Genomic DNA, 21065 nt, shown 5'->3' on the forward strand with positions numbered 1-21065 from the left:
GGCCCCGGGGCTGACAGGGCACTGTCACCCTGCGGGGTGTGGGTTTGTGGGCGAACATGGTGATGTTGGCCGTATTGCTCTCTTCAAGGGGGCCTCCGTGGCTGTCGACATCCCCGCGCTCGTCAAGCCGTCCCGGCTCAGAAGCCGGGGCGGACTGCTGGGCGAGTGCCTCGCCGAGTTCCTCGGGACCTTCGTGCTCATCTGCTTCGGCTGCGGCGTGGTCGCGATGGCGGTCGCGGCACTGCCCGGTTCGGGCCGCGCCGCGACGCCCACCACGATCTTCCTGGCGGCCGGTGACTGGCTGCTGATCAGCTGGGGCTGGGCGTTCGCCGTCGTGTTCGGCGTGTACGTGGCCGGCGGCGTCAGCGGTGCCCACATCAACCCGGCGGTGACGCTGGCCATGGCCGTGCGCCGCGGATTCCCCTGGGCGAAGGTGCTGCCGTACTGGTTCTCGCAGGTCGTCGGCGCGCTCACCGGCGCCGCGCTGGTCTACCTCGTGTACCACCAGGCGATCAGCGCGTACGACGCCGCCTCGCCCGCGCCGAAGGTGAACGGGCGCACGAACGCCACGTTCTCGATCTTCGCCACCTTCCCGGCGGCCTACTTCCACGGCGGGATCTGGGGGCCGCTGATCGACCAGATCGTCGGTACGGCGTTCCTGCTGATGCTGATCGCGGCCGTCCTCGACGTGCGCAACCAGGCCGTGAAGGCCAACCTCGGCCCGCTGGTCGTGGGCTTCGTCGTCGCCGCCATCGGGATGTCCTACGGCGCCAACGCGGGCTATGCCATCAACCCGGCCCGCGACTTCGGTCCGCGCCTGCTCACCTATGCGGAGGGCTGGGGCAGCCTCGCCTTCCCGGGCAGTGTGTCCGGCGTCTACAGCGGCTACTGGTGGATCCCGATCGTCGGGCCGCTGATCGGCGGCGTGATCGGGATCGTCGTGTACGACCTGTTCATCGGGGACGTCCTGCTGGTGCGGGCGGAGACGGCCGAGCTGCCCGAGCCGGGCCGCGTCCGGCCGGTGATCGAGGTCGACGAGGAGTGACCGGGTTCAGCCGCAGCCGCTGTCGGCTTCGGTGGCCGCCCGGCGGGCCGTCACCGCGATCTCCGCCGGCGCCGCCGGACGGCGGGCGAGCGCCCTGCGGCCGGTGAGCCCGAGCGCGGCCCAGGTGCGCGGGCGCTTGCCGAGGTGGCCCTTGGGGATGCTGACGTACCCCGTCTTCTCCAGCGCGGAGACGGTCTTGCTCAGCGTGGAGCCGCAGACCACGCCGCGTGCGGGACCGGTCATGCGGTGCGGGCCTGCTGCCGTGTCGCGCGCAGGACGTACTCCACGCCGGAGGCCGGGCCGGTCGGCCGGGCCCGCGGTCCCGGCTGAAGCAGCGTGTCACCCCGCCGTGGTGGGCGCCCTGCCACAACAGCACCAGGAAGGTGGTCAGGCGCCCTGGCCCATGGCGCAACCGCGGGGCCGGTCGCGTTCGCCGGCCTTGCGCGGCGCGCTCCGGGCCTTGCAGGCGGCGGCGAGCGCCACTGGGCGTCCACCGGTTCCCCCGTGCTTGCGAGCGCTTTCAGAGCGAGCGGTTCGGCCAGTCCAGGAGGCGGGCGCCGATCACGGCCGTCTGGAGCATGTACCGGTGCGTCGGGTCGGCGGGGTCGGCGCCGGTGAGTTTGTGGATGCGTTCCAGGCGGTAGGTGAGCGCGCGGACGCTGAGCGAGAGCCGGCGGGCGGCCTCCGCGGCCACACAGCCGGAGTCGAAGTAGGTGCCGAGCGTGTCCAGCAGGGGTGTGGCTCCGCCGCGGGCCCTGGTGAGCGGGCCGAGCGTGTGCGACACCAGGTCGACCAGCGCCTGCCGGTCCCGGGCCAGCACCGGGTAGACGAGCAGGTCGGCGGCCCGCAGCACCGGCCCGGCCAGGCCGAGCCGGGTGGCCATCTCCAGCGCGGCGAGGGCCTCTTCGTACGACTGCACCACCCCGCCGGCGCCGTGCTGCGGGCGGCCGATCGCGACCCGGCCGCCGTCCGTCGCCGCGTACGCCTGCTTGGCGAAGTGGAGCAGGATCTCGTCCTCGTCGCCGGGTGCGACGCACAGCAGCCGGCCGTTCTTGGTGGTGAGCAGGATGCTGCGGGAGTCGAAGCGGGCGAGCACGGCGGCCTCGACCCGGCGGGCGACCGTGCCGCCCTCGACGTACGCGGACGGCCCCTCGGCGACGGCCACCGCGTGCGCCCGGGACAGGTGCAGGCCGAAGCGTTCGGCGCGCTCGGCGAGGCGGCCCAGGTCGCTGCGGCCGTAGAGCAGGTCGTCGATGAACTCCCGGCGTGCGGCCTCCTCGCGGCGTACGGTGAGCCGCTGCGCGCGTTCGTAGCCCTCGGCGAACGCGTCGATCGCCTGCTCGACTGCGGCCAGCGTGGCCAGGCCGCTCTCCGCCGGGCCGGGCACGGCCGGCCAGGCGGCACGGGTGGCGGCCAGATGGGCCACGATCAGCGCGCGCAGTCCGTGCCCCGCCTCGGCCGCCTGCTCGCCCAGGGTTCGCCGGGCCTTCAGTTCCTCCCGGGTCAGCCGCCGGCCGGTGGCCGAGACCTCGGCCAGCGTCCGGGTGAAACCGTCCAGATAGCGCTCGGCCGTGTCCCGTATGTCGCGCCTGTCCCCCATGCCGGCCCCCGTCCCCCGTCCCCCGTGCCCCGTGCTCCCGCGATCTTGACGCGCCGGTGACGTCTTCTTAGCGCCTGTCCGGCATGCAGACCCTAGTGAACACTGCCGGACACCGGCAATGCGCGGGCGTGTGCCCTGGCCGCACCATCGTCCGCGGGGAGCACTACGGAGGGTCGCGGTGCCGGGCACCGGCAGAGCGCCGGTACGGAGGACCGGCACGGGGGTCCGGTACACGGTCCGGCACCGCGATCCCGGGGGGCTCCGTACCTCATCGTCTGACGCAAGGACGTATGCCATGGAAGTCCTCGGCGCGCTCGTCGCCGCCTGCCTCGTCGTCGTGCTGCTCGCGCTGCTCGCGTTCTCGCGGCTGTACCGCAAGGTGGACCAGAGCCAGGCCCTGATCGTGTCGAAGACACGGCGGGTCGACGTCTCCTTCACCGGCCAGGTCGTGCTGCCGATCCTGCACAAGGCCGAGGTCATGGACATCTCGGTGAAGACCATCGAGATCAGCCGCTCCGGACGGGACGGACTGATCTGCCGGGACAACATCCGCGCCGACATCCGGATCCTGTTCTTCGTGAAGGTCAACAAGACCGTCGCGGACGTCATCAAGGTCGCCCAGACCGTGGGCACCGAGCGCGCCAGCCACCAGGACACGCTGCAGGAGCTGTTCCACGCGAAGTTCTCCGAGGCGCTGAAGACCGTCGGCAAGCAGATGGACTTCACGGACCTCTACACCAAGCGCGAGGAACTCCGCTACCACATCATCGAGTTGATCGGCATCGACCTCAACGGCTACCACCTCGAGGACGCCGCGATCGACTACCTGGAGCAGACCCCGCTCACCCAGCTCGACCCGGCCAACGTCCTCGACGCCCAGGGCATCCGCAAGATCACCGAGCTGACGGCGATCGAGCACGTGCGCACCAATGAGGCCCAGCGCACGGAGCAGAAGGAGATCACCCGGCAGGACGTCGACGCCCGCGAGGCCATCCTGGAGCTGGAGCGCCGGCAGGCGGACGCCGAGATCAAGCAGAAGCGGGAGATCGAGACCTCCCGGGCCCGCGAGGAGGCCGAGACCGCCCGCGTGGTGGAGGAGGAACGGCTGCGCGCCCAGGGCGCCTTCCTGCGCACCGAGGAGCAGCTGGGGGTCCAGCGGGAGAACCAGGCCCGGGAGATCGCCGTCGCCGCGAAGAACCGCGAGCGGGTCATCGCCGTCGAGAACGAGCGCATCGAGAAGGACCGCCTCCTGGAGGTCATCGCCCGGGAACGGGAGACCCAGCTGACGAAGATCGCCGCCGAGAAGGAGGTCGAGGCGGAGAAGCGGGAGATCGCCGAGGTCGTCCGGGAACGGGTCGCGGTGGACCGTACGGTCGCCGAGCAGGAGGAGTCCATCAAGAAGCTGCGCGTGGTCGAGGAGGCGGAGCGCGAGCGGCAGGCGCTCGTCATCGCCGCCGAGGCGGAGGCGCAGGAGAAGCTGGTCAAGGACATCAAGGCCGCCGAGGCCGCCGAGCAGGCCGCCACGCACCGCGCTGCCGAGGAACTCACCCTGGCCGAGGCCCGGTTGAAGACCGCCGACCTCGACGCGCGGGCCAAGCTGCGGCTCGCCGAGGGCGTCCAGGCGGAAGCGGCGGCCGAGGGACTGGCCGCGGTCCAGGTCCGGGACAAGGAGGCCGAGGTCACCGTCAAGGCCGGGCGCGCGGAGGCGGAGGCCACCGAGGCGCGGCTGCGGGCCGAGGCCGAGGGCACCCAGGCCAAGGCGCTCGCCGAGGCGCAGGGCGCACGGGCGAAGGGCCTGGCGGAGGCCGAGGGCGCGCGGGCGGCGGCCGAGGCCACCGAGGCGCGGTTGAAGGCCGAGGCGGAGGGTGCGCGGGCCAAGGGGCTGGCCGAGGCCGAGGGTGCCAAGGCGAAGGCGCTCGCGGAGGCCACCGCCATCGGCGAGAAGCTGAAGGCCGAGGCCGAGGGGCTGACCGAGAAGGCCGCCGCGATGGCCGCGCTGGACGAGGCCTCGCGCGGGCACGAGGAGTACCGGCTGCGGCTGCAGGCGGAGAAGGAGATCCGGCTGGCCGGGCTGGAGACCCAGCGGCAGGTGGCCGAGGCGCAGGCGACGGTGCTGGCGACCGGCCTGGAGCACGCCGACATCGACATCGTCGGCGGGGAGTCCGTGTTCTTCGACCGGCTGGTGTCCTCCATCGCCCTCGGCAAGGGCGTGGACGGCTTCGTCGACAACTCCCGTACCGCCCAGGCCCTGGCCAAGCCGTGGCTGGACGGCTCGGGGAGCTTCACGGAGGACCTGAGCAGGGTGCTGGGCTCGCTGGGCTCGGCGGACGTGCGGAACCTGACGGTGTCGGCGCTGCTGATGAAGCAGATCAGGGGCGGCGGCCCACAGGCGGGCCAGCTCCAGAAACTCCTCGAGAGGGCGAGCGAACTGGGCCTGTCGGACACACCGGTGACGGCACTGAACGGCAGCGGCGCGGGGAGCTGAGGCCGGCCGGGGGTGCGGCAGCACCCCCGAAGCCGACGGGACTGCAGTTCCCCAGGGGCGCGGGACTCTGCCGATGTGCGGCTCCGCCGCGTGGGCGCGACCAGCGCCACGCACCCGCAGTCGGCGGACGACCCGCAGCCCCGAGCTCGTAGCCGCACAGTCCACGAAGGGAAACCCATCCGCCATGGCAACCGATGGTGCTCTGGATGCCGGTACCTACGAGGTGCTCCGCGACCGGCTGGCCGGGCACGCCGCGGAGCTCGCTCGGCGGGCCGAGGATCTCAACGCCCGCCGCGCCGAGGAGTTCGGCTCGGCGCGCCTCGACCTCGCGCGCACCGCTCGCCTCCGCACCGCGCACGCGTGCGTTCCGAGCGACATCGCGGCCGTAGGAGAGACCCTGCTCCTCGGCGCAACCGGCGGAGCAACGGACGTACTCGCGCTGTACGACCGTGACGGCGCGCGGCTGCCCGAGGACGCCGTACCCGGACTCCTCGACGACCCGGCGTTCGTCAAGGAGTTCACCGCGCTGCACCGCTACTACCGCGAAGCGAGCCTGCTGCGGCTCCGCCGGGTCGACGGCCGCCTGCTCGCGGTGTTCCGCACCGGCGAGAACGCCGAGGACGTCCGCGTCCTGCGCTGGTCCCTCGCCGAGGACGGCCGCGTCGCGTTCCTGGACGCGCGCGGCGACCGCGACGACGTCTTCCCGCCGGCCCAGGACGTGACCTGGACGGAGACCACCCGCGAGGATCACGTCCTCGACCGCGACAGGCCGTATGTCGGCGTCCCCGGTGGGCTCGGGATCTCGACCGTCGGCGGGACACTCACCGTCCGCACCCCGGACGGCGAGGAACTGTACGCCGAGCCCGTGCGGGAACCGCTGCAGGCGCTCGCGGACGCGGCGGTCGGGCATGCCCGGGTCGGTGCGCTGGTGCTGCTGCGGGTGCGGCCGTACAAGGAGGAGGACGACCGGTACCTCGTGTTCGACACGCTGTCCCGGACCGTCGTCCGGCTCGACGGGATCGGGCAGGCGTGCCGGCGGCTGCCCGAGGAGCAGGGCATCGTCTTCCCCGGCGGGTACTGCCTGGCCGGGGGCGGGCACAAGACGTATGACGTCGACGTGCACGGGCTGGAGTTCGAGCGGGAGGTCCGCGCCCCGAACGGTGAGGACGTGCTGTACGCCTTCCGGTCCCGGGCCGGGGGACGCACGCTGCTGCTGTCGTACAACACCCTGCGCAAGGAGGTCGCGAACCCGCTGCCGTGCCGGGGCTGGGCGCTGTTCGAGGACGGCGCGCTCGCCGTGCTGCGCGACGGGGGCGCGGAGCCCGCGCACACCCATCCGGTGCAGTGGTGGACCTCGCCGTACGTCTCCGACACGCACGCCGCCGCGCTGCGCACCGGCACCGGCGCCTTCGCCCGGGTCGGCAACGCGGACCTCGTGCGCGGGCTCGCCGACTGTCTGTCCGTGGCCCGGCTGGTGACCGACGGCATCGAGACGAGCGAGGGGTACCGGGCGCTGGTGGCGGCCTGTGTGCGGGCCGCCGACGTCCATCACTGGCTGACCGAGCCCGAACTGGGGGATCTCGCCGGACCGTTGGGCGAGGTCAGGGTCACCGCCGAGCAGGTGCTGGGCGAGTTCGAGACCGTACGGGAGCTCACCCGGCACGCGGCGGACGCCCTCGACGAGGCCGAGGCGCGGATCGCGGCCGTGGTGCGCCGGCTGCGCGGCGAGGCCCCGCGCGAGGCCGCCGCCTGGGTGCGCGGACTGACCGAACTCCGGCACGCGCACGGGCACCTGCTGACCCTGCGGGAGCTGCGGTACGTCGACGCCGCCCGGCTGGATGAGCTGGCGGGCGCCGCCGAGGCCGACCTCGCCGGGTTCGGGCGGCGCGCGGTGCAGTTCCTGGCCCGCGAGGACGCCTTCGCCGGGCAGCGGGAGGAGGTCGAGCGGCTGGTCGGCCAGGCGGCGGCCGTCCAGACCGTGGCCCAGGGCGCGCCGGTCGCCGCCCGGCTCGACGAGCTCACCGACGGGCTGCGCACGGTCACCGAGGTCGTGACCGGCCTCGACATCGCCGACGCCACCGTCCGTACGGCCGTCCTGGAGCGGATCGCCGAGGTGCTGGGCGGCGCCAACCGGGCCCGGGCGACCCTGGACGCCCGCCGCCGCAGCCTCCAGGACCGCGAGGGGCGGGCCGAGTTCGCCGCCGAGACCGCGCTGCTCGCCCAGGCCGTCACCGCCGCGCTCGCCGGGTCCGGCACGCCGGAGGAGTGCGACGACCAACTCGCCTCCGTGCTGGCCCGGTTGGAGGACCTGGACGGCCGGTTCGCCGAGATCTACGACTTCCTCGCCGAACTCGCCGAGCGGCGCGCCGAGATCTACGAGGCGTTCGCCGCCCGCAAGCAGTCCCTCGCCGACGCCCGCGCCCGCCGCGCCGAGCAGCTCGCGCTCTCGGCGGGGCGGATGCTGGAGACGGTCGCCCGCCGGGCCGCCACGCTGGCCGACGCCGACGCGGTCACCACGTACTTCGCCTCCGACCCGCTGGTCGCCAAGGTCCGCCGCACCGCCGACGAACTGCGCGCCCTCGGCGACAGCGTGCGCGCCGAGGAGCTCGACGGCCGGCTGAAGTCCGCTCGCCAGGAGGCCGCCCGCGCCCTGCGCGACCGCGCCGACCTGTACACCGAGGACGGCCGCACCCTGCTGCTCGGCGGCCACCGCTTCGCCGTCAACACCCAGCCGCTCGACCTCACCCTCGTCCCGCACGGCGACACCCTCGCTTTCGCGGTGACGGGCACCGACTACCGCCGCCCGGTGACGGACCCGGATGTCGCCGGGACCCGCCCGTTCTGGGACCGCCATGTGCCGTCCGAGTCCCCCGAGGTCTACCGCGCCGAGCACCTCGCCGCCCGCCTGCTCGCCGAGCACGGCCCGGCCGCCCTCGCCGCCGCCGACGACCTGCCGGACCTGGTCCGCCGGGCGGCGCAGGAGTCGTACGACGAGGGCTACGAGCGCGGAGTCCACGACCACGACGCGACGCTCGTGCTCCAGGCCCTGCTGCCGCTGTACGACGGCGCCGGCACCCTGCGCCACGAGCCCGCCGCCCGCGCCGCCGCCCAGCTGTTCTGGGCGCACGGCACGACGGAGGAGACCCGGACGGCCTGGTCCCGGCGAGCGGCGTCGCTGGCCCGGGCCCGGGACGCCTTCGGTGCCGTACCGGCCATCGGGGAGCTGGAGGGGGAGCTGGCGGCGGCGATCGAGGCCTGGGACGTGCGGACGGCGGGCGGGGCGGCCGCCGCGTACCTCTTCGAGGAGCTGACCGGCGGCCCGGAGGGTTTTGTGCTCGGGGTCGCGGCACGCACCCTGCTGGAGAAGTTCCGGCACGCGGACAGGAGTTACCGGGGTGATCTGGAGGGACTGACCGACCTGGCCGCGCGCCGCCAGGTGGTGCACGCCTGGCTCGCCGCGTACGCCGCCGCCACCGGCACGGAGGCCGGACCCGGCGAACTGGCCGAGGCGGTCGCCGCCGAGCTCTGCCCCGGCCTGCCGCGCTACGACGGCGACGCGCCGCTGACGGCGACGGCGGAGGGACTGCTGGGCACGCACCCCCGCGTGGCCGGGGGCCGACTGCCCCTCCGCCTGGACGAGTTCCTGTCCCGCACGTCCCGCTTCGCCGCCTCGGACGTGCCCGCCTTCCGCGCCTACCAGCGCCGCCGTACGGCCCTGGTGGCGGCCGAACGCGACCGGCTCCGCCTGGACGACCACCGCCCCCGGGTGATGTCGGCGTTCGTCCGCAACCGCCTCGTCGACGAGGTGTACCTGCCCCTGATCGGCGACAGCCTGGCCCGGCAGCTGGGCACCACCGGCGCATCGAAGCGCACCGACACCGGCGGACTGCTCCTGCTGGTCTCCCCGCCCGGCTACGGCAAGACGACGCTCATGGAGTACGTCGCCGACCGGCTCGGCCTGATGCTGGTCAAGGTCAGCGGCCCGGCGCTCGGCCACACCGTCACCTCGCTGGACCCGGCCGACGCCCCGGACGCCACCGCCCGCCGCGAGATCGAGAAGATCAACTTCGCGCTCGCGGCCGGCAACAACACGCTCCTGTACCTGGACGACATCCAGCACACCTCGCCCGAACTGCTGCAGAAGTTCATCCCGCTGTGCGACGCCACCCGGCGGGTGGAGGGCGTGTGGGACGGCGAGCCGCGCACCTACGACCTGCGCGGCAAGCGCTTCGCGGTCTGCATGGCCGGCAACCCCTACACCGAGTCCGGCGAACGCTTCCGCATCCCCGACATGCTCGCCAGCCGCGCCGACGTGTGGAACCTCGGCGACGTCCTCACCGGCAAGGAGGACGTCTTCGCGCTCAGCTTCGTCGAGAACGCCCTCACCGCCAACCCGGTGCTGGCCCCGCTCGCCGCGCGTGACCGCGCCGACCTGGACCTCCTGGTCCGGCTGGCCGACGCCGACCCTCGCCCGGACTCCGTCCGGGGGGACCCCCATCTCGCTGCGCTCGGGGGTGCCGACCGTCTGACCCGGCCGATGCCGCCGGCGGAACTTCAGGCGGCGGTGGCCGTGCTGCGGCATGTGAACGCGGTCCGCGAGACGGTGCTGAAGGTGAACGAGGCCTACATCGCCTCCGCCGCCCAGTCGGAGGCCGCCCGCACGGAACCTCCCTTCCGTCTCCAGGGCTCGTACCGCGACATGAACCGGATCGCCCAGCGTCTGCGCCCGGTCATGAACGACGCCGAACGCGAGGCCGTCGTCGACGACCACTACACGGCCGAGGCCCAGACCCTCAGCACGGGTGCCGAGGCCAGCCTGCTGAAACTCGCCGAACTGCGCGGCTCGCTGAGCCCGGCGCAGGCCGCCCGCTGGACCGAGGTCAAGACCGCCCACGCGCGCGCCCGCGCCCTCGGCGGACACGAGGAGGATCCGGTCGGCCGGGCGGTGTCCGCGCTGGGACTGCTGGCGGACCGGATCGCGGCGGTGGAGTCGGCGATCCGCTCGGCGGGGGAGGGGTGAGGTCGGCTGCCGGGTGCGGGTGTCTACGGCGCCGTCAGCAGCCCGTGCTCGAGGAGATGGGCACGAACGTCACGCGGGTGTGGTCGTCGGCGTCCAGGGTGTGGTTGTAGTCGACCCGGTCCACGCGGTACCAGACGTCGTCCCGCTTGCGGTTGCCGTTCACGTCGTCCAGGCGGACGCACCACCGCTCCGGGCGCAGTTCCCTGCGGTAGCGCTCGGTGCCGTACTGCACCTTGTGGCAGTCCTGGTAGTGCTCGGTGGTGTACCAGGTGCGGGTGCTGCGGTGGCTGCCGGAGCCGGAGCGGGAGGTGTGGCGGACCTGGTGGGTGCCGGTGGTGCACCTCTTGACCATGTGCGGCCGGGTGGCCTGCGTGGTCTTCCTGGTGACGTGGCGGAGCGAGTCCTTGAGGCCGTAGACGGGGTCGGGGCCGGAGTCGTCCCCTCCGTGGCCGCCGCCGCACGCGGCGAGGGCGGCCAGCAGGAGCGCCGTCACACCGGCCGTACGCAGTCGCTTGACGGACTTCGTGTCGAACATGTGTCTCTCCCCCCGTCGCCGGACGCGTAGCGTAGCCGATCGACGGGGGACGCCTCTCTGGGGGAGTTCGTCAGCCGAGGCAGAGCAGGACCAGGCAGAGCTGGTTGGAGGGGGTCGACGCAGGGGACGTCGGTGAGGTGGAGGTCCCGCTGTTCGTCCCGGTGTTCGTCCCGCTGTTCGTGCCCGTGGAGGGTGTCGGCTGGGGCGCGGTGCCGGAGGTGCCCGTGCTCGTGCCGGACGAGGTCGCCGGGGTGCTCGCCGGCTGCGGTGCGGCCGGGGCCGCCGGTGCGGTCCGCTGCGGGGCCGCCACGGCGGTGTGCGGGTGGGCGGCGGACCGGGCCGCGTCGGGCGCGGGGGCGAGGGACTGCTGCCGGGGGGCGTTCGCGGCGGGCGTCCGTGCCGCCGTCGGTGTGGCGGGGGTGTGCCGGTGTGTGGTGGCGGGCGACGCGGGTGTGGACGACGCCGGGCTGCTGGGCGCGGCCGACGGCTCCTCGGTGAGGCCCATGCTCCGGTTGTCCGGCGCGGTCGCCGCCTGGGCGCGGTCGGCGTTGCCACGGTCCAGCGAGGCGAGGGTCAGGCCGCCGCCGACGAGCGCGACGGCGGTCGCCACCACGGCCCGCCGCTGGCTCTTCTTCCAGCGGGCCCGCTGCCGGCGCCGTGCGGCGCGTCCCTGCGGGGCGGCCGGCGCGTCGGTGACGTCGGCGGGCGGTACGTCCGTGGCCGTGTCCGCGATGTCGTCGCCGGGCAGCTCGGCGGCAGGTTCCCCGGCACCGAACCAGCTGTCCGCGGCGAATGGTGCCGCCGTGCGGCCGGTGGTGGAGCGGGGCGGGGCTATGTCCGGGGCGTAGGCACCGCACCCCGGGCAGACCAGGGCGCCATTGAGGTGCCGGCGGCACGAGGAGCAGTAGTCCATGTGTGGTCTTCCTGAGTCCAGGGGGAGCGGGCGACCGTCACGGTAACGAGCCTTTCGAAAGGCTGTGTGCAGCCCGTGTGGCACTCCTGCACAGATTCGGCGGGTCTTTTCCTGTGTCCCGGCCGGGTCCGGGCCGTGCACCTCGGCATAGTGGCGGGCGGCTCGCACACCGGACCGGCAGGAGGAGACGCATGCTCGGCACACATTTCCGCACCGGCTCGCCCATCTGGATCGACTTGGGCAGCCCCGACACCGAGGCGGCCGTCGCCTTCTACGGCGCCGTCTTCGGCTGGGAGTTCGCCTCGGCGGGCCCGGCAGGCGGCGGCTACGGCTTCTTCCAGAAGAACGGCGGCATGGTGGCCGGCCTCGGCCCGCTGACCGAACAGGGGGCGAGATCCGCCTGGATGACGTACTTCCGCACCGACGACGCCCGGGCCACGGCCCGGGCCGTGACCGACGCCGGCGGCAGGCTGCGCGCCGAGCCGGTCAGCATGGGCGAGACCACCTTCGCCCAGTTCACCGACCCGCAGGGCGCGCAGTTCGCGGTGCTGCAGAACGGGCAGGGCCTGCAGCGGGCGTCGGAGGTCGGCGCGCTGGTGTGGGCGGAACTGCACGTCGGCGACCCGCAGGCGGCCATCGGCTTCTACCGCCACCTGTTCGGCTGGCGGTCGCAGGAGATGCAGGCGCCGGGCATGACGTACCAGGTCCTCAGCATCGGGGAGGGCGACCAGCAGGAGGGTTCCTTCGGCGGTGTGGCCCCGCTGCAGGACGACCGGGAGGACGCCCGCTGGGTGCCGTACTTCGCCGTGGCCGACGCGGACGCGATCGTCGCGGCGACGGGCGACAGCGGCGGCTCGGTCCTGATGCCGGCGGCGAACGTCCCCGGCGTCGGCCGCATCGCCTGGCTCTCCGACCCGGCCCGGGCGGTCTTCGCCGTACTCCGTCCGGATCCGCGTCAGACCTGACGTCGACTGGGCCGCTGCCGCGTCAAGGTGGGGCACCTGGGCCGGCCGGCGTTGTTCCACCCTCCCGGGCCTCCTCGGCCCGCTTCGACGCCGGGTGGGAGGGACGCGGGTTCCGGCGCAGTGCAAACCGCGCACAGGAGGAGTCGGCAGGCCGGCTACCGGCAGCCGACGCGGACGCGATCGTCGGTGGCCCTCCGTCCCCACGGCTTGAAGACGGACAGCACGACGATCGAGAGGTACAGCAGCAGCGCGACGGACGGCACGATCACGGTGTTGTAGCGGATGACCCCCAGGTGCATGGCCGCGATCGAGCCGGTCGGGTGCCGGGCCACGGCGTGCACCGCGTCGTGCAGCCGGGCGGTGAGAGCGAAGACCGAGGCCGCCGTCGCCGCCAGGGTCAGCCAGAACTTGGTGGCGACCCAGTAGTGGCGGAACAGGCCCCAGGGCGTGCCGAGGCTCAGCACCACTCCGCTGAGCAGGGTGAGCAGGCTCAGCGGGACGATCAGCGCGTCGCCCAGCATTCCCATCGCGCGGTACGCGGTCCGCAGTGTGTCCGCGTCGTCGGTTGTCAGTGCTGTGGCCCCCAGGGTGAGCAGGCAGAGCATCAGCGCCAGCCAGCCGACGGAGACGACCACATGCACGACGATCCAGCTCTTGCGGGCCCTCGGTGACAGTCGACGGCTCACTTCACTTCCTCCGGGTCCGGCTACGGGCGCCCGTCCAGCGTCCCCGGCCGGCCGGCCCGCCGCGTCCGCCGGCGGAAGCAACGTCGGCTGCGCCGAGCCGAGTACCGCCAACACCGAGCGCCCGTGCTGCCGCTCAGGCACCGCCCTTTGTTCACCCACTGTTCGAACGCGCTTTCCGGTGCCCCCCGCGCTTCATCACATACGGTCCTGCTGCCGACGAGTGATCGCTGTCACCCGGAGCGCAGCGCGATGCGCAGGCACGCGCGCGCCGAAGTCGCCCGGTCCGTGCACGAGTTCGCGAGGGGCGCGAGGGGGCGGGGCGCTCGCGGCGGTCAAGCAGGCACTCTTCAGGGGGGCTTCTCGTTGAGATCTCGCACGCGCCGTCGTCTCGCGGCGCTCACGTCGGCCGCATCGCTTGCGGCCGGCCTGCTCGGTGCGGCGGCGCCAGGCGCGCAGGCCGCGGCCGGGACAGATGATGTAACGGCTGGTCAGATCGGCTTGTACGGCGGTTCCTCGGGGGTGGAGACCGTCAACGCGGATGGGACGGGGCTGCGGTCCGTCCCCAACATCCCGAACTTCGGATACACCCCGAACTGGGCGCCGGACGGCAGCAGGGTCGTGGCCGGCTGGAGCCAGTTGTCCACCGGCCGGGTCACCGGCACCACCTCGCTCGTCACGCTGCCGTGGGCCACCAAGGTGCGCTCCAGCGCGTCGTACGAGGACCCCACGTTCTGGCTGGACGGCCGGTACGTGGTGTTCAGCACGGGCGGCCAGCTCGCCTACGGGCCCTCGGACGGTTCCTGGGCGCCGGAGCCGCTGCTGACGGACACCCAGGAGCCGTCGACGGTCTGTGACATCCACCCGACGGCGAGCCCGACGGGCACACTGGCCTTCGAGCGGCAGCACAACTACGGCTGCTACGACAGCCAGGGCATCTGGACCTACGACCCGTCCACCAAGGCGCTGAAGAACATCATCGCCTCCGGTTCCTCGCCGGTGTTCTCGGCGGACGGCAGCAAGCTGGTCTTCACCCGCGAAGTGGACGGCTGGACCCAGCTGTTCACGGCGAACGCCGACGGCAGCGACGTCAAGCAGGTCACCACCGACGCCACCGACCACCTGTCCCCGACCTGGGACCCGGCCGGCGGACGGATCGCCTACGAGGCGCACAGCTCGCACGCCGGCTGGTCCGACGACGTGCAGACGGTGCGCGTCCTGGACCTGGCGAGCGGTACGTCGGCCGAGGTCACCGGCGCCGGCAAGGGCGCCAAGCCGGCCTGGCAGCCGCTGCGGAAGAACAGCCTGGTCCGGGTCTACGGCACCGGGTCCGTCGGTATTGACGGCGCCGCCTCGCGCTGGACGTTCGACAAGGTGGGTGCGGCGCACGTACCCGGCCTGCTCACGGCCAAGTCCGCGGTGCTGGTCAACAAGGGCAACGCCACCTACTCGGCCCCCGCGATCGCGCTGGCCGCCGAGAAGCAGGGCCCGGTCCTGCTGACCTCCGGCAGCGGCCTGGACTCCGCCGCGGCCACCGAGCTCAAGCGCTCCCTGCCCAAGGGCAGCACCGTCTACCTCAACGGAAGTACGCGCATCCTCGGCTCCAAGGTGGCGAGCCAGGTCCAGGCGCTCGGCTACAAGCCGCTGCGTCTCGACGCCCCCGACCTCTCCTCGCTGTCGGCCCGCGTCGCCAAGCAGATCAGCGCGACCCCGAGCTGGATCTTCGTCGCCGACGGAGCCGACTACCACGACCCGATCGCCGCCTCCACGGCCGCCGGCGCGCTGGGCTACCACGGCACCGGCGTGGTCCTGCTGACGAACGGCAAGACGGTTCCCACCTCGGTGAAGAACTACCTCAACGCCCTGAACCCGGCGACCACGAACATGGTGACGGTCGGCTACAACGCCACCCAGGCGATGGAGCACGTGACCTTGAACAAGTCGTGGAGCTTCTGGACGATCGGCGGCAAGACGCATGAGGACGTCGCCGCCAACCTGGCCCGTTTCTGGTGGACCTCGCCGACGCAGGCCGCCGTCGAGGACACCTGGACCTGGCAGAACGCGGTCGCGGGCGGCGCCGCCACGGCCACGTACGGCCCGATGCTCTGGTCGGGCGAGTCCACGCTCTCGGCACCGGCCTCGTACTACCTGGGCCAGGAGGCCGCGAGCATCTGGGTGGTGCAGACCTTCGGCGGCAACACGTCGTACCCGCCGGCCAACCGCACCGCCATCGCCTCGGCGATCGCCGCGAGCAGCGCCTGGACCACCACCTACTGGGCGGCGAACGGCGATCTGCCGTCGGCGACCGCCAAGGCCGCCCAGTCCTTCGGGACCGAGTCCGTCCCCGCCACCACCGGCACCCGGCCGGCACCCGACCCCACCGTGGTCCCCGGCCGGCACCTGCCCGCACCGGACGCGCACACCGCCCGCTAGCCGGCGGGACGGTCCGCGCTGCGCAACCCCCGGCAACCCCCGGGTCCTCCCCGGCCCGGGGGTTGCGCACGGGTCCGGCGGCCGTGATGCGCCCGTCCCCGCGCCGCGCGCGGGCTAGGATCCCGGGCATGGCCCTGACCATGAGCGACGTGGACCGGTTCGAGGCGTGCAGGCCCCGGCTGGAGGCCATCGCCTACCGACTGCTGGGGTCCGCGAGCGAGGCCGAGGACGCCGTGCAGGAGACGTTCCTGCGCTGGCAGGACGCCGATGTCGAGCGCATCGAGGTGCCCGAGGCATGGCTGACGAAGGTGCTCACCAACCTGTGCCTCAACCAGCTCGCCTCCGCCCGCGCGCGGCGCGAGACCTATGTGGGCCAGTGGCTCCCCGAGCCGCTGCTCGCCGGGGACCCGATGCTCGGGCCGGCCGACACGGCCGAACAGCGCGAGTCGGTGTCGTACGCGGTCCTCGCCCTGCTGGAGCGGCTCTCCCCCAATGAGCGGGCGGTGTACGTCCTGCGGGAGGCCTTCGGCTATCCGCACCGGGAGATCGCCGGGATCCTCGACCTCACCGAGGCCGCCAGCCAGCAGATCTTCCACCGCGCCAAGAAGCACGTCGCCGAGGGCAGGGCCCGTACCGAGATCGACCGGGCCGCGGCCCGGCGGGTCGTCGAGGAGTTCCTCGCCGCCGCCACCAGCGGGAGGACCGAGCCGCTGGTACGGCTGCTCACCGAGGACGCCGTCGCGGTCGGCGACGGCGGCGGGAAGGTCCCGGCCCGGGCCAAGGCGTTCGAGGGCGCCCTCGCGGTCGCGAAGTTCATGCGGGGTCTGTTCAAGCCCAGCGAGGCCAAGCGCCGCTTCGTCGGCGGCTCGGCCGAGGTGTACGCCACGACCGCCAACGGCGACCCCGCCCTCGTGGCGGTCTTCGACGGCCGGGTCATCGGCGTCATGTGCCTGGAGATCGGCGCCGAGGGCATCGCCGGGTTCCGCAACCAGGTCAACCCCGACAAGCTCGAACGCGCGAGCCGGCGGTGGGCCGCCGCCGACCACGGCGAACCCCTGCTCCGCGCCTTCTGATCCACATGTGATCCGCTTCACACCCGACTCCTGTCAGGAATCGGCGGGCCGTCCGGTTCAAGGGGCGAATCCGCAGAAGGCGGCAGCTGAAAGACAGCCGCTGATCACAGCCGCTGAAAGACAGCAGCAGACAGGAGCCGGGAAATGCAGCACCGCATCGTCGTCCTCGGAGCCGGATACGCCGGAGCCATCGCCGCCGGGCGCCTCGCCAGGCGGCTGCGCCCCGAGGACGTCGCCGTCACCCTCGTCAACCCCGACCCCGACTTCGTGGAACGCGTCCGGCTGCACCAGCTCGCGGTCGGCCGGTCCCTCAGGCCCCGCCCCTTCGCCGAGATGTTCGCGGGCACCGGAGTCGAACTGAAGCTCGCGCGGGTCACCGGGATCGACGCCGACCGCAGGACCGTCGCCGTCACCGGCGTGAACGGAGCGGAGGAGCTGGCGTACGACACCCTCGTGTACGCCCTCGGCAGCGGCTGGGACGACCAGGGCGTCCCCGGCACCGCCGAGCACGCCGAGCAGCTCGCGAGCCGCGCCGGAGCGCTCCGGCTGCGCGAGCGCCTGGCAGCCCTGGACGCCGGCCGGCCCGTGGTCGTGGTCGGCGGCGGCCTCACCGGCGTGGAGGCCGCCGCCGAGATCGCCGAGGCCCGCCCGGACCTCGACGTCGCCCTCGTCGCCCGCGGCGGCCTCGGCGACTGGCTCTCCCCGAAGGGCCGCACGCACCTGCGGAAGGTCTTCGGCGGGCTCGGCATCACCGTGCACGAGCACACCGCCGTCACCGCCGTCGAGGCCGGCCACGTCGTCACGGCCGACGGCACGTCCGTACCGGCCGCGGTCACCGTGTGGACCACGGGCTTCGCCGTGCATCCCCTCGCCCGGGCCACCACCCTGGAGGTCACGGACGACACCGGCCAGATCGTGGTCGACCGGACCATGCGCTCGGTCTCGCACCCGGACGTGTACGCCGTCGGCGACGCGGCCATGGCGATGGGCCCCGGCGACAAGCCGCTGCGGATGTCCTGCGCCTCGGGCGGCTTCACCGCGTGGCAGGCCGCCGACGCCATCGCGGCGCGCCTGACCGGCGGCAAGCTCCCGAACGTGGCGATCCGCTACTTCAACCAGTGCATCTCGCTGGGCCGCAGGGAGGGCCTGATCCAGTACGTCACCGCCGACGACCGCGCCGTCCGGGCGGCCCTGACGGGACGGGCCGCCGCCGTCTACAAGGAGCTGGTCTGCAAGGGCGCGGCCTGGGGCGTCGCCAATCCGATGCTCGGGATGCCGACCCGGCGCCGCCGCGTCGTACCGGAGCCGGCCCGGACGGGTGCGACGGCCACGGCCCGGGCCTGACTCCCCGCCGCACACCCCCCCATCCCCAACGTCCTTTCACCGCAGCATCGTTGTCCGGACACCGGATCTGCCCGTGGTGCTGCTCACCGGCGGCCCGGGCATGGGCAAGGGCCGGCTGCCGCGGGCCGTGCGGGACCGGTTCGCCACCAAGGTGCCGGTGATCTACCTGGACCGCGGTTCACCGGTGTACGCGGACCGGGCGGAGCCGGAGCCGGGCGCATGCTCGGCCACGACCGAGGTCCTGGCCGAGGCCGCCCGGCGGCCGGCCGGCCGGCAGGGGACGGGCGGCTCGTTCGCCTTCCCCCGGCTCTTCGCGGGCCTCGCGATGATCGCGACCGGGGTCACGGAAGGCACCCCCGAGGCGGTCGCGGCGGAGGTGGAACGCTACGAGGAGGTGGCCCAGAGGCAGCGCCTGCGCGGCCTGGGCACGGGTGACTTCTGGCGGGGTGCGCCGCGCGGCGCCCTGCGCAACCTGCTGACGACCCTGTCCGGGCAGGCGCTCGACCCGTACGCGGCCTCGGTGAGCACCGCGCTGCTGGACGCCATCTTCGCGAGCCCACCGCGGACGAGCTCCCCCAGTACCTCACCGAGCCCGCGGCGGCCCCGGACCGCCTGAAGAAGCTGATCGGCGCCACGAAGGACACGGATCTCGGCTCCGCCCCGAACCTGGAGGACTCCCGGACGATGCTCGTCCACGACGGCCTCGTCACCATCGGCACGGCGCTGCACCAGGTGCAGAGCGGTGGCGCCGGGACGACGCCGAGCCTGGACGACGTCGTCGGGGAGTGGTCCCAACTCCAGTCCCGGCACCGGGTGCAGGGCACCAGCGGCCTGATCTGCCTGACCGGCGCCGGCAACCCGTACGACAGGCCGGTGGCGGTGGTCGAACTGGATCCGGGCCGGTCGGGCGAGGGGACGCTGAAGTTCGTCGGCCTCGGCCGGCCCACCGGCCACCCACAGCCGAAGAACTGCGTGATCCCCAGCGGCACGCCCTGACGGAGGCGGGGCCCGCAGCGTGCGGCTAGTGCTTCCCGCCGCTCCGGCCGCCGCCCGTCTTACCACTCCCGGACGTGTTGTCCGTGCCGCCGGAGGTGCCGCCCGAGCTGCTGCCGGACGTGCCCTTGCCCGACGAGCCGTTGCCGGAGGTCCCGGTCCCGCTGGAGGAGCCGTCGCCCGAGGTGCCCTTGCCGGCGGTGCCGGTTTTGCCGCCCGAGGCACCGTCGCCGGACTTGCCCGTGCCGGCCGGGCCGCTCGGCGTGGCGGTCGCCCGCGCCAACTGCTCGGAGCAGTACGCGGCGACCTTGTCCTTGCCACCGGCGGCCGTGACGAGCCGCTGCCAGGCCGTCGCGTCGAGCGCCTTGCCCCGGCCCTGGACGTGCTCGTAGGCGCGGCAGTGGGCCTCGGTGTCCTGGGCGGACGCCGGCCGGCCCGCCGGCCGGGACCCGTCGAAGGGAGCCGAGGACGCCGTACCGCCCGGCCGTTCCGAGGCGACCGCCGAGGGGTGCCCGGCCTTCGGGCCGGCACCGGAACCGTGCGTCGACGACCCGGCGGAGCCGATGGCCGCGACGGCGACCCCACCCAGGGCGAGGCTCGCGAACACCGCGCCGAACGTCAGTCTCACCGGGCGCCGGGCCCGCCGCTGGGCGGCCGGCCGCCAGTCGTCCCGCCGCCGGGTACGCGCCCGGTGCGCGCCCGTGGCGTGGGCGTCGCGGAACGCGGCCACGGCAAGCCGCTCGGCCCGCGGGTCGAGCTCGCCGGTGCGCAGGACGGTGGCCAGCACCGTCTCCAGCGCGGCGGCCTCAGCCGTGTCCGGCGCGCCGGACACGGCGCCGGGCCGCACACGTCGACGGCCCTGGACTCCGTCGCCGCTCAGCCGTTCACCCATGTCCGTTTCCGTTCCCGTCCGTTCCTGTCCGGCCGTGTTCGACGCGTTCCGTGCAGGAGTCGTTCATGTCGACTCCCCCAGCGCGCGGGAAGCCCCATCCGTCACACCCTGCTCCGCCTCGCCGCCGACGCCGAGCTGACGCGCGAGGCGTTTCAGGCCCCGGTGGGCCGCCGTACGCACCGCTCCGGGGCGCTTGCCGAGGACGCGTGCGGCGGCGGGACCGTCGAGGCCGACCACGACCCGCAGCAGCACCGCCTCGGCCTGGTCCCGGGGCAGCCCGCGGACCAGTTCCAGGGCCCGCTCGGTGGAGAGGGACTCCAGGGCCTGCTCATGGGTGCTGTGCGGACCGGGCAGGTCGAGGACGTCCTGCTCGGTCCCGCCGGCCCGGGGCCGCACCCGCTGGCGGCGCAGATGGTCCAGCGCCCGGTGCCGCGCGATGGTCGCGGTCCAGCCGCGGAACCCGGCGCCGTCGCCCTTGAACCGTCCGAGGTCGCGGGCTATGTCCAGCCAGGCGTCGGCGGCCACGTCCTCGGCGTCGTCGCCGACGATGCCGTGCAGATAGCCGAGCAGTCCCGGCTGCACGAACCGGTAGGCGATCGCGAAGGCGGCCTCGTCGCCCTCCTGGGCCCGGGCGACCGCCGCGCCGAGTTCCCCGTCGTACGCCTGTACGCGCCGGGGTTGCCGTACCTGGCCCAAGATTGTCCTCGTCCGCACCGGTTCATAGCGAGCTCGTGCCGTCCGCCGCGCTTCGGTCGCATCGACGGCCCCCACAGTGACCAGCGTCCGCGCTCACAGAAATGTCACAACGCGCCGGGAGGCCGGCACGGCGGCGCCGGTGACCTGCGGCCCGGCCGGGTGACGTTTCCCGTGGGCCGTGCGCTGGGTGGGTGCCGGGTGCGGTACCGCGTGGGCCGCCCGCCCGTCTGCGCCGGTGCCGCGTTCCGCTCCGGACCCCTCTCCGCGGCGCCCGCGACTCCCCCCTTGGGCGGCGCGGAGAGGGACGGGCGGCCGGTGGCGGATCGGCGTCCGGCCCCTGCGCCCTGCGCCCGTCCGGCCCGTGACGCTTCCGCACCTTCGTGCGCTC

16 protein-coding genes are annotated in these 21065 nt (G+C 73.8%); 9 read left to right on the plus strand and 7 right to left on the minus strand.

Going from position 1 to position 21065, the window contains the following annotated elements; genetic code table 11:
* The first annotated feature begins 97 nt into the window (after positions 1-97).
* Positions 98-1045 carry an MIP/aquaporin family protein gene (locus tag SRB17_RS19705; protein WP_323375963.1) on the plus strand — a complete coding sequence of 316 codons (948 nt, stop codon included), beginning with the start codon at positions 98-100 and terminating at the stop codon, positions 1043-1045.
* Between the two features lie 6 nt (positions 1046-1051).
* On the opposite strand, the gene SRB17_RS19710 is transcribed toward SRB17_RS19705, so the two are convergent.
* The gene (locus tag SRB17_RS19710; protein WP_153540452.1) at positions 1052-1288 is read right to left on the minus strand and encodes a transcriptional regulator; all 237 of its coding nucleotides are present in this window, start codon (positions 1286-1288) and stop codon (positions 1052-1054) included.
* A gap of 277 nt (positions 1289-1565) precedes the next feature.
* The gene (locus SRB17_RS19715; RefSeq protein ID WP_153540454.1) at positions 1566-2645 is read right to left on the minus strand and encodes a PucR family transcriptional regulator; all 1080 of its coding nucleotides are present in this window, start codon (positions 2643-2645) and stop codon (positions 1566-1568) included.
* A 295-nt stretch (positions 2646-2940) separates the two neighbouring features.
* Between SRB17_RS19715 and SRB17_RS19720 the strand changes: the two genes are divergently transcribed.
* A complete protein-coding gene (locus SRB17_RS19720) occupies positions 2941-5130 on the plus strand; it encodes a flotillin family protein (protein WP_153540456.1) in 2190 nt (729 codons plus the stop codon).
* Positions 5131-5314: 184 nt separating this feature from the next.
* Positions 5315-10150: a DNA repair ATPase gene (locus tag SRB17_RS19725; protein WP_153540458.1), complete on the plus strand. Its 4836-nt coding sequence runs from the start codon at positions 5315-5317 to the stop codon at positions 10148-10150.
* 34 nt (positions 10151-10184) lie between these two features.
* On the opposite strand, the gene SRB17_RS19730 is transcribed toward SRB17_RS19725, so the two are convergent.
* On the minus strand, positions 10185-10685 hold the full coding sequence (locus tag SRB17_RS19730) for a hypothetical protein (RefSeq protein WP_153540460.1): 501 nt from the start codon (positions 10683-10685) through the stop codon (positions 10185-10187).
* A 70-nt stretch (positions 10686-10755) separates the two neighbouring features.
* Positions 10756-11598, minus strand: coding sequence for an SCO2400 family protein (locus SRB17_RS19735; RefSeq protein ID WP_153540462.1), 843 nt, complete (start codon positions 11596-11598; stop codon positions 10756-10758).
* A 191-nt stretch (positions 11599-11789) separates the two neighbouring features.
* On the opposite strand from SRB17_RS19735, the gene SRB17_RS19740 reads away from it, so the two are divergent.
* Entirely contained in the window at positions 11790-12563 is a 774-nt protein-coding gene (locus SRB17_RS19740; RefSeq protein WP_153540464.1) for a VOC family protein, read from the plus strand.
* A gap of 155 nt (positions 12564-12718) precedes the next feature.
* Here SRB17_RS19740 and SRB17_RS19745 read toward each other — a convergent pair whose 3' ends face one another.
* Positions 12719-13249, minus strand: a complete 531-nt coding sequence (locus SRB17_RS19745; RefSeq protein WP_323375964.1) for a DUF2269 domain-containing protein — start codon at positions 13247-13249, stop codon at positions 12719-12721.
* Positions 13250-13768: 519 nt separating this feature from the next.
* Here SRB17_RS19745 and SRB17_RS19750 point away from each other — a divergent pair.
* From SRB17_RS19750 to SRB17_RS19770, 5 genes are all read left to right on the plus strand, one after another.
* A complete protein-coding gene (locus SRB17_RS19750) occupies positions 13769-15679 on the plus strand; it encodes a PD40 domain-containing protein (RefSeq protein ID WP_194294060.1) in 1911 nt (636 codons plus the stop codon).
* 128 nt (positions 15680-15807) lie between these two features.
* Positions 15808-16752, plus strand: coding sequence for an RNA polymerase sigma-70 factor (locus tag SRB17_RS19755; protein ID WP_153540468.1), 945 nt, complete (start codon positions 15808-15810; stop codon positions 16750-16752).
* 144 nt (positions 16753-16896) lie between these two features.
* Entirely contained in the window at positions 16897-18096 is a 1200-nt protein-coding gene (locus SRB17_RS19760) for an NAD(P)/FAD-dependent oxidoreductase (protein ID WP_153540470.1), read from the plus strand.
* Positions 18097-18169: 73 nt separating this feature from the next.
* Positions 18170-18712 carry a hypothetical protein gene (locus SRB17_RS19765; protein ID WP_153540472.1) on the plus strand — a complete coding sequence of 181 codons (543 nt, stop codon included), beginning with the start codon at positions 18170-18172 and terminating at the stop codon, positions 18710-18712.
* A 68-nt stretch (positions 18713-18780) separates the two neighbouring features.
* Positions 18781-19092 (plus strand): hypothetical protein, encoded by a 312-nt coding sequence (locus SRB17_RS19770; protein WP_194294061.1) that lies wholly within the window; start codon positions 18781-18783, stop codon positions 19090-19092.
* 25 nt (positions 19093-19117) lie between these two features.
* On the opposite strand, the gene SRB17_RS19775 is transcribed toward SRB17_RS19770, so the two are convergent.
* A complete protein-coding gene (locus tag SRB17_RS19775; RefSeq protein WP_153540474.1) occupies positions 19118-19981 on the minus strand; it encodes a hypothetical protein in 864 nt (287 codons plus the stop codon).
* A 63-nt stretch (positions 19982-20044) separates the two neighbouring features.
* A complete protein-coding gene (locus SRB17_RS19780) occupies positions 20045-20677 on the minus strand; it encodes an RNA polymerase sigma factor (RefSeq protein ID WP_194294062.1) in 633 nt (210 codons plus the stop codon).
* Positions 20678-21065: the final 388 nt, after the last annotated feature.

The sequence above is a fragment of the Streptomyces sp. RB17 genome, assembly GCF_009604455.1.
GTDB lineage: Bacteria > Actinomycetota > Actinomycetes > Streptomycetales > Streptomycetaceae > Streptomyces.

Excerpts from the sequence above, each read along its gene's own strand:
- SRB17_RS19710 (WP_153540452.1), bottom strand. The coding sequence starts at position 1,288 with ATGACCGGTCCCGCACGCGGCGTGGTCTGCGGCTCCACGCTGAGCAAG.
- SRB17_RS19715 (WP_153540454.1), bottom strand. The coding sequence starts at position 2,645 with ATGGGGGACAGGCGCGACATACGGGACACGGCCGAGCGCTATCTGGAC.
- SRB17_RS19740 (WP_153540464.1), top strand. The coding sequence starts at position 11,790 with ATGCTCGGCACACATTTCCGCACCGGCTCGCCCATCTGGATCGACTTG.
- SRB17_RS19760 (WP_153540470.1), top strand. The coding sequence starts at position 16,897 with ATGCAGCACCGCATCGTCGTCCTCGGAGCCGGATACGCCGGAGCCATC.
- SRB17_RS19770 (WP_194294061.1), top strand. The coding sequence starts at position 18,781 with ATGCTCGTCCACGACGGCCTCGTCACCATCGGCACGGCGCTGCACCAG.
- SRB17_RS19730 (WP_153540460.1), bottom strand. The coding sequence starts at position 10,685 with ATGTTCGACACGAAGTCCGTCAAGCGACTGCGTACGGCCGGTGTGACG.
- SRB17_RS19725 (WP_153540458.1), top strand. The coding sequence starts at position 5,315 with ATGGCAACCGATGGTGCTCTGGATGCCGGTACCTACGAGGTGCTCCGC.
- SRB17_RS19720 (WP_153540456.1), top strand. The coding sequence starts at position 2,941 with ATGGAAGTCCTCGGCGCGCTCGTCGCCGCCTGCCTCGTCGTCGTGCTG.
- SRB17_RS19755 (WP_153540468.1), top strand. The coding sequence starts at position 15,808 with ATGGCCCTGACCATGAGCGACGTGGACCGGTTCGAGGCGTGCAGGCCC.
- SRB17_RS19735 (WP_153540462.1), bottom strand. The coding sequence starts at position 11,598 with ATGGACTACTGCTCCTCGTGCCGCCGGCACCTCAATGGCGCCCTGGTC.
- SRB17_RS19775 (WP_153540474.1), bottom strand. The coding sequence starts at position 19,981 with ATGGGTGAACGGCTGAGCGGCGACGGAGTCCAGGGCCGTCGACGTGTG.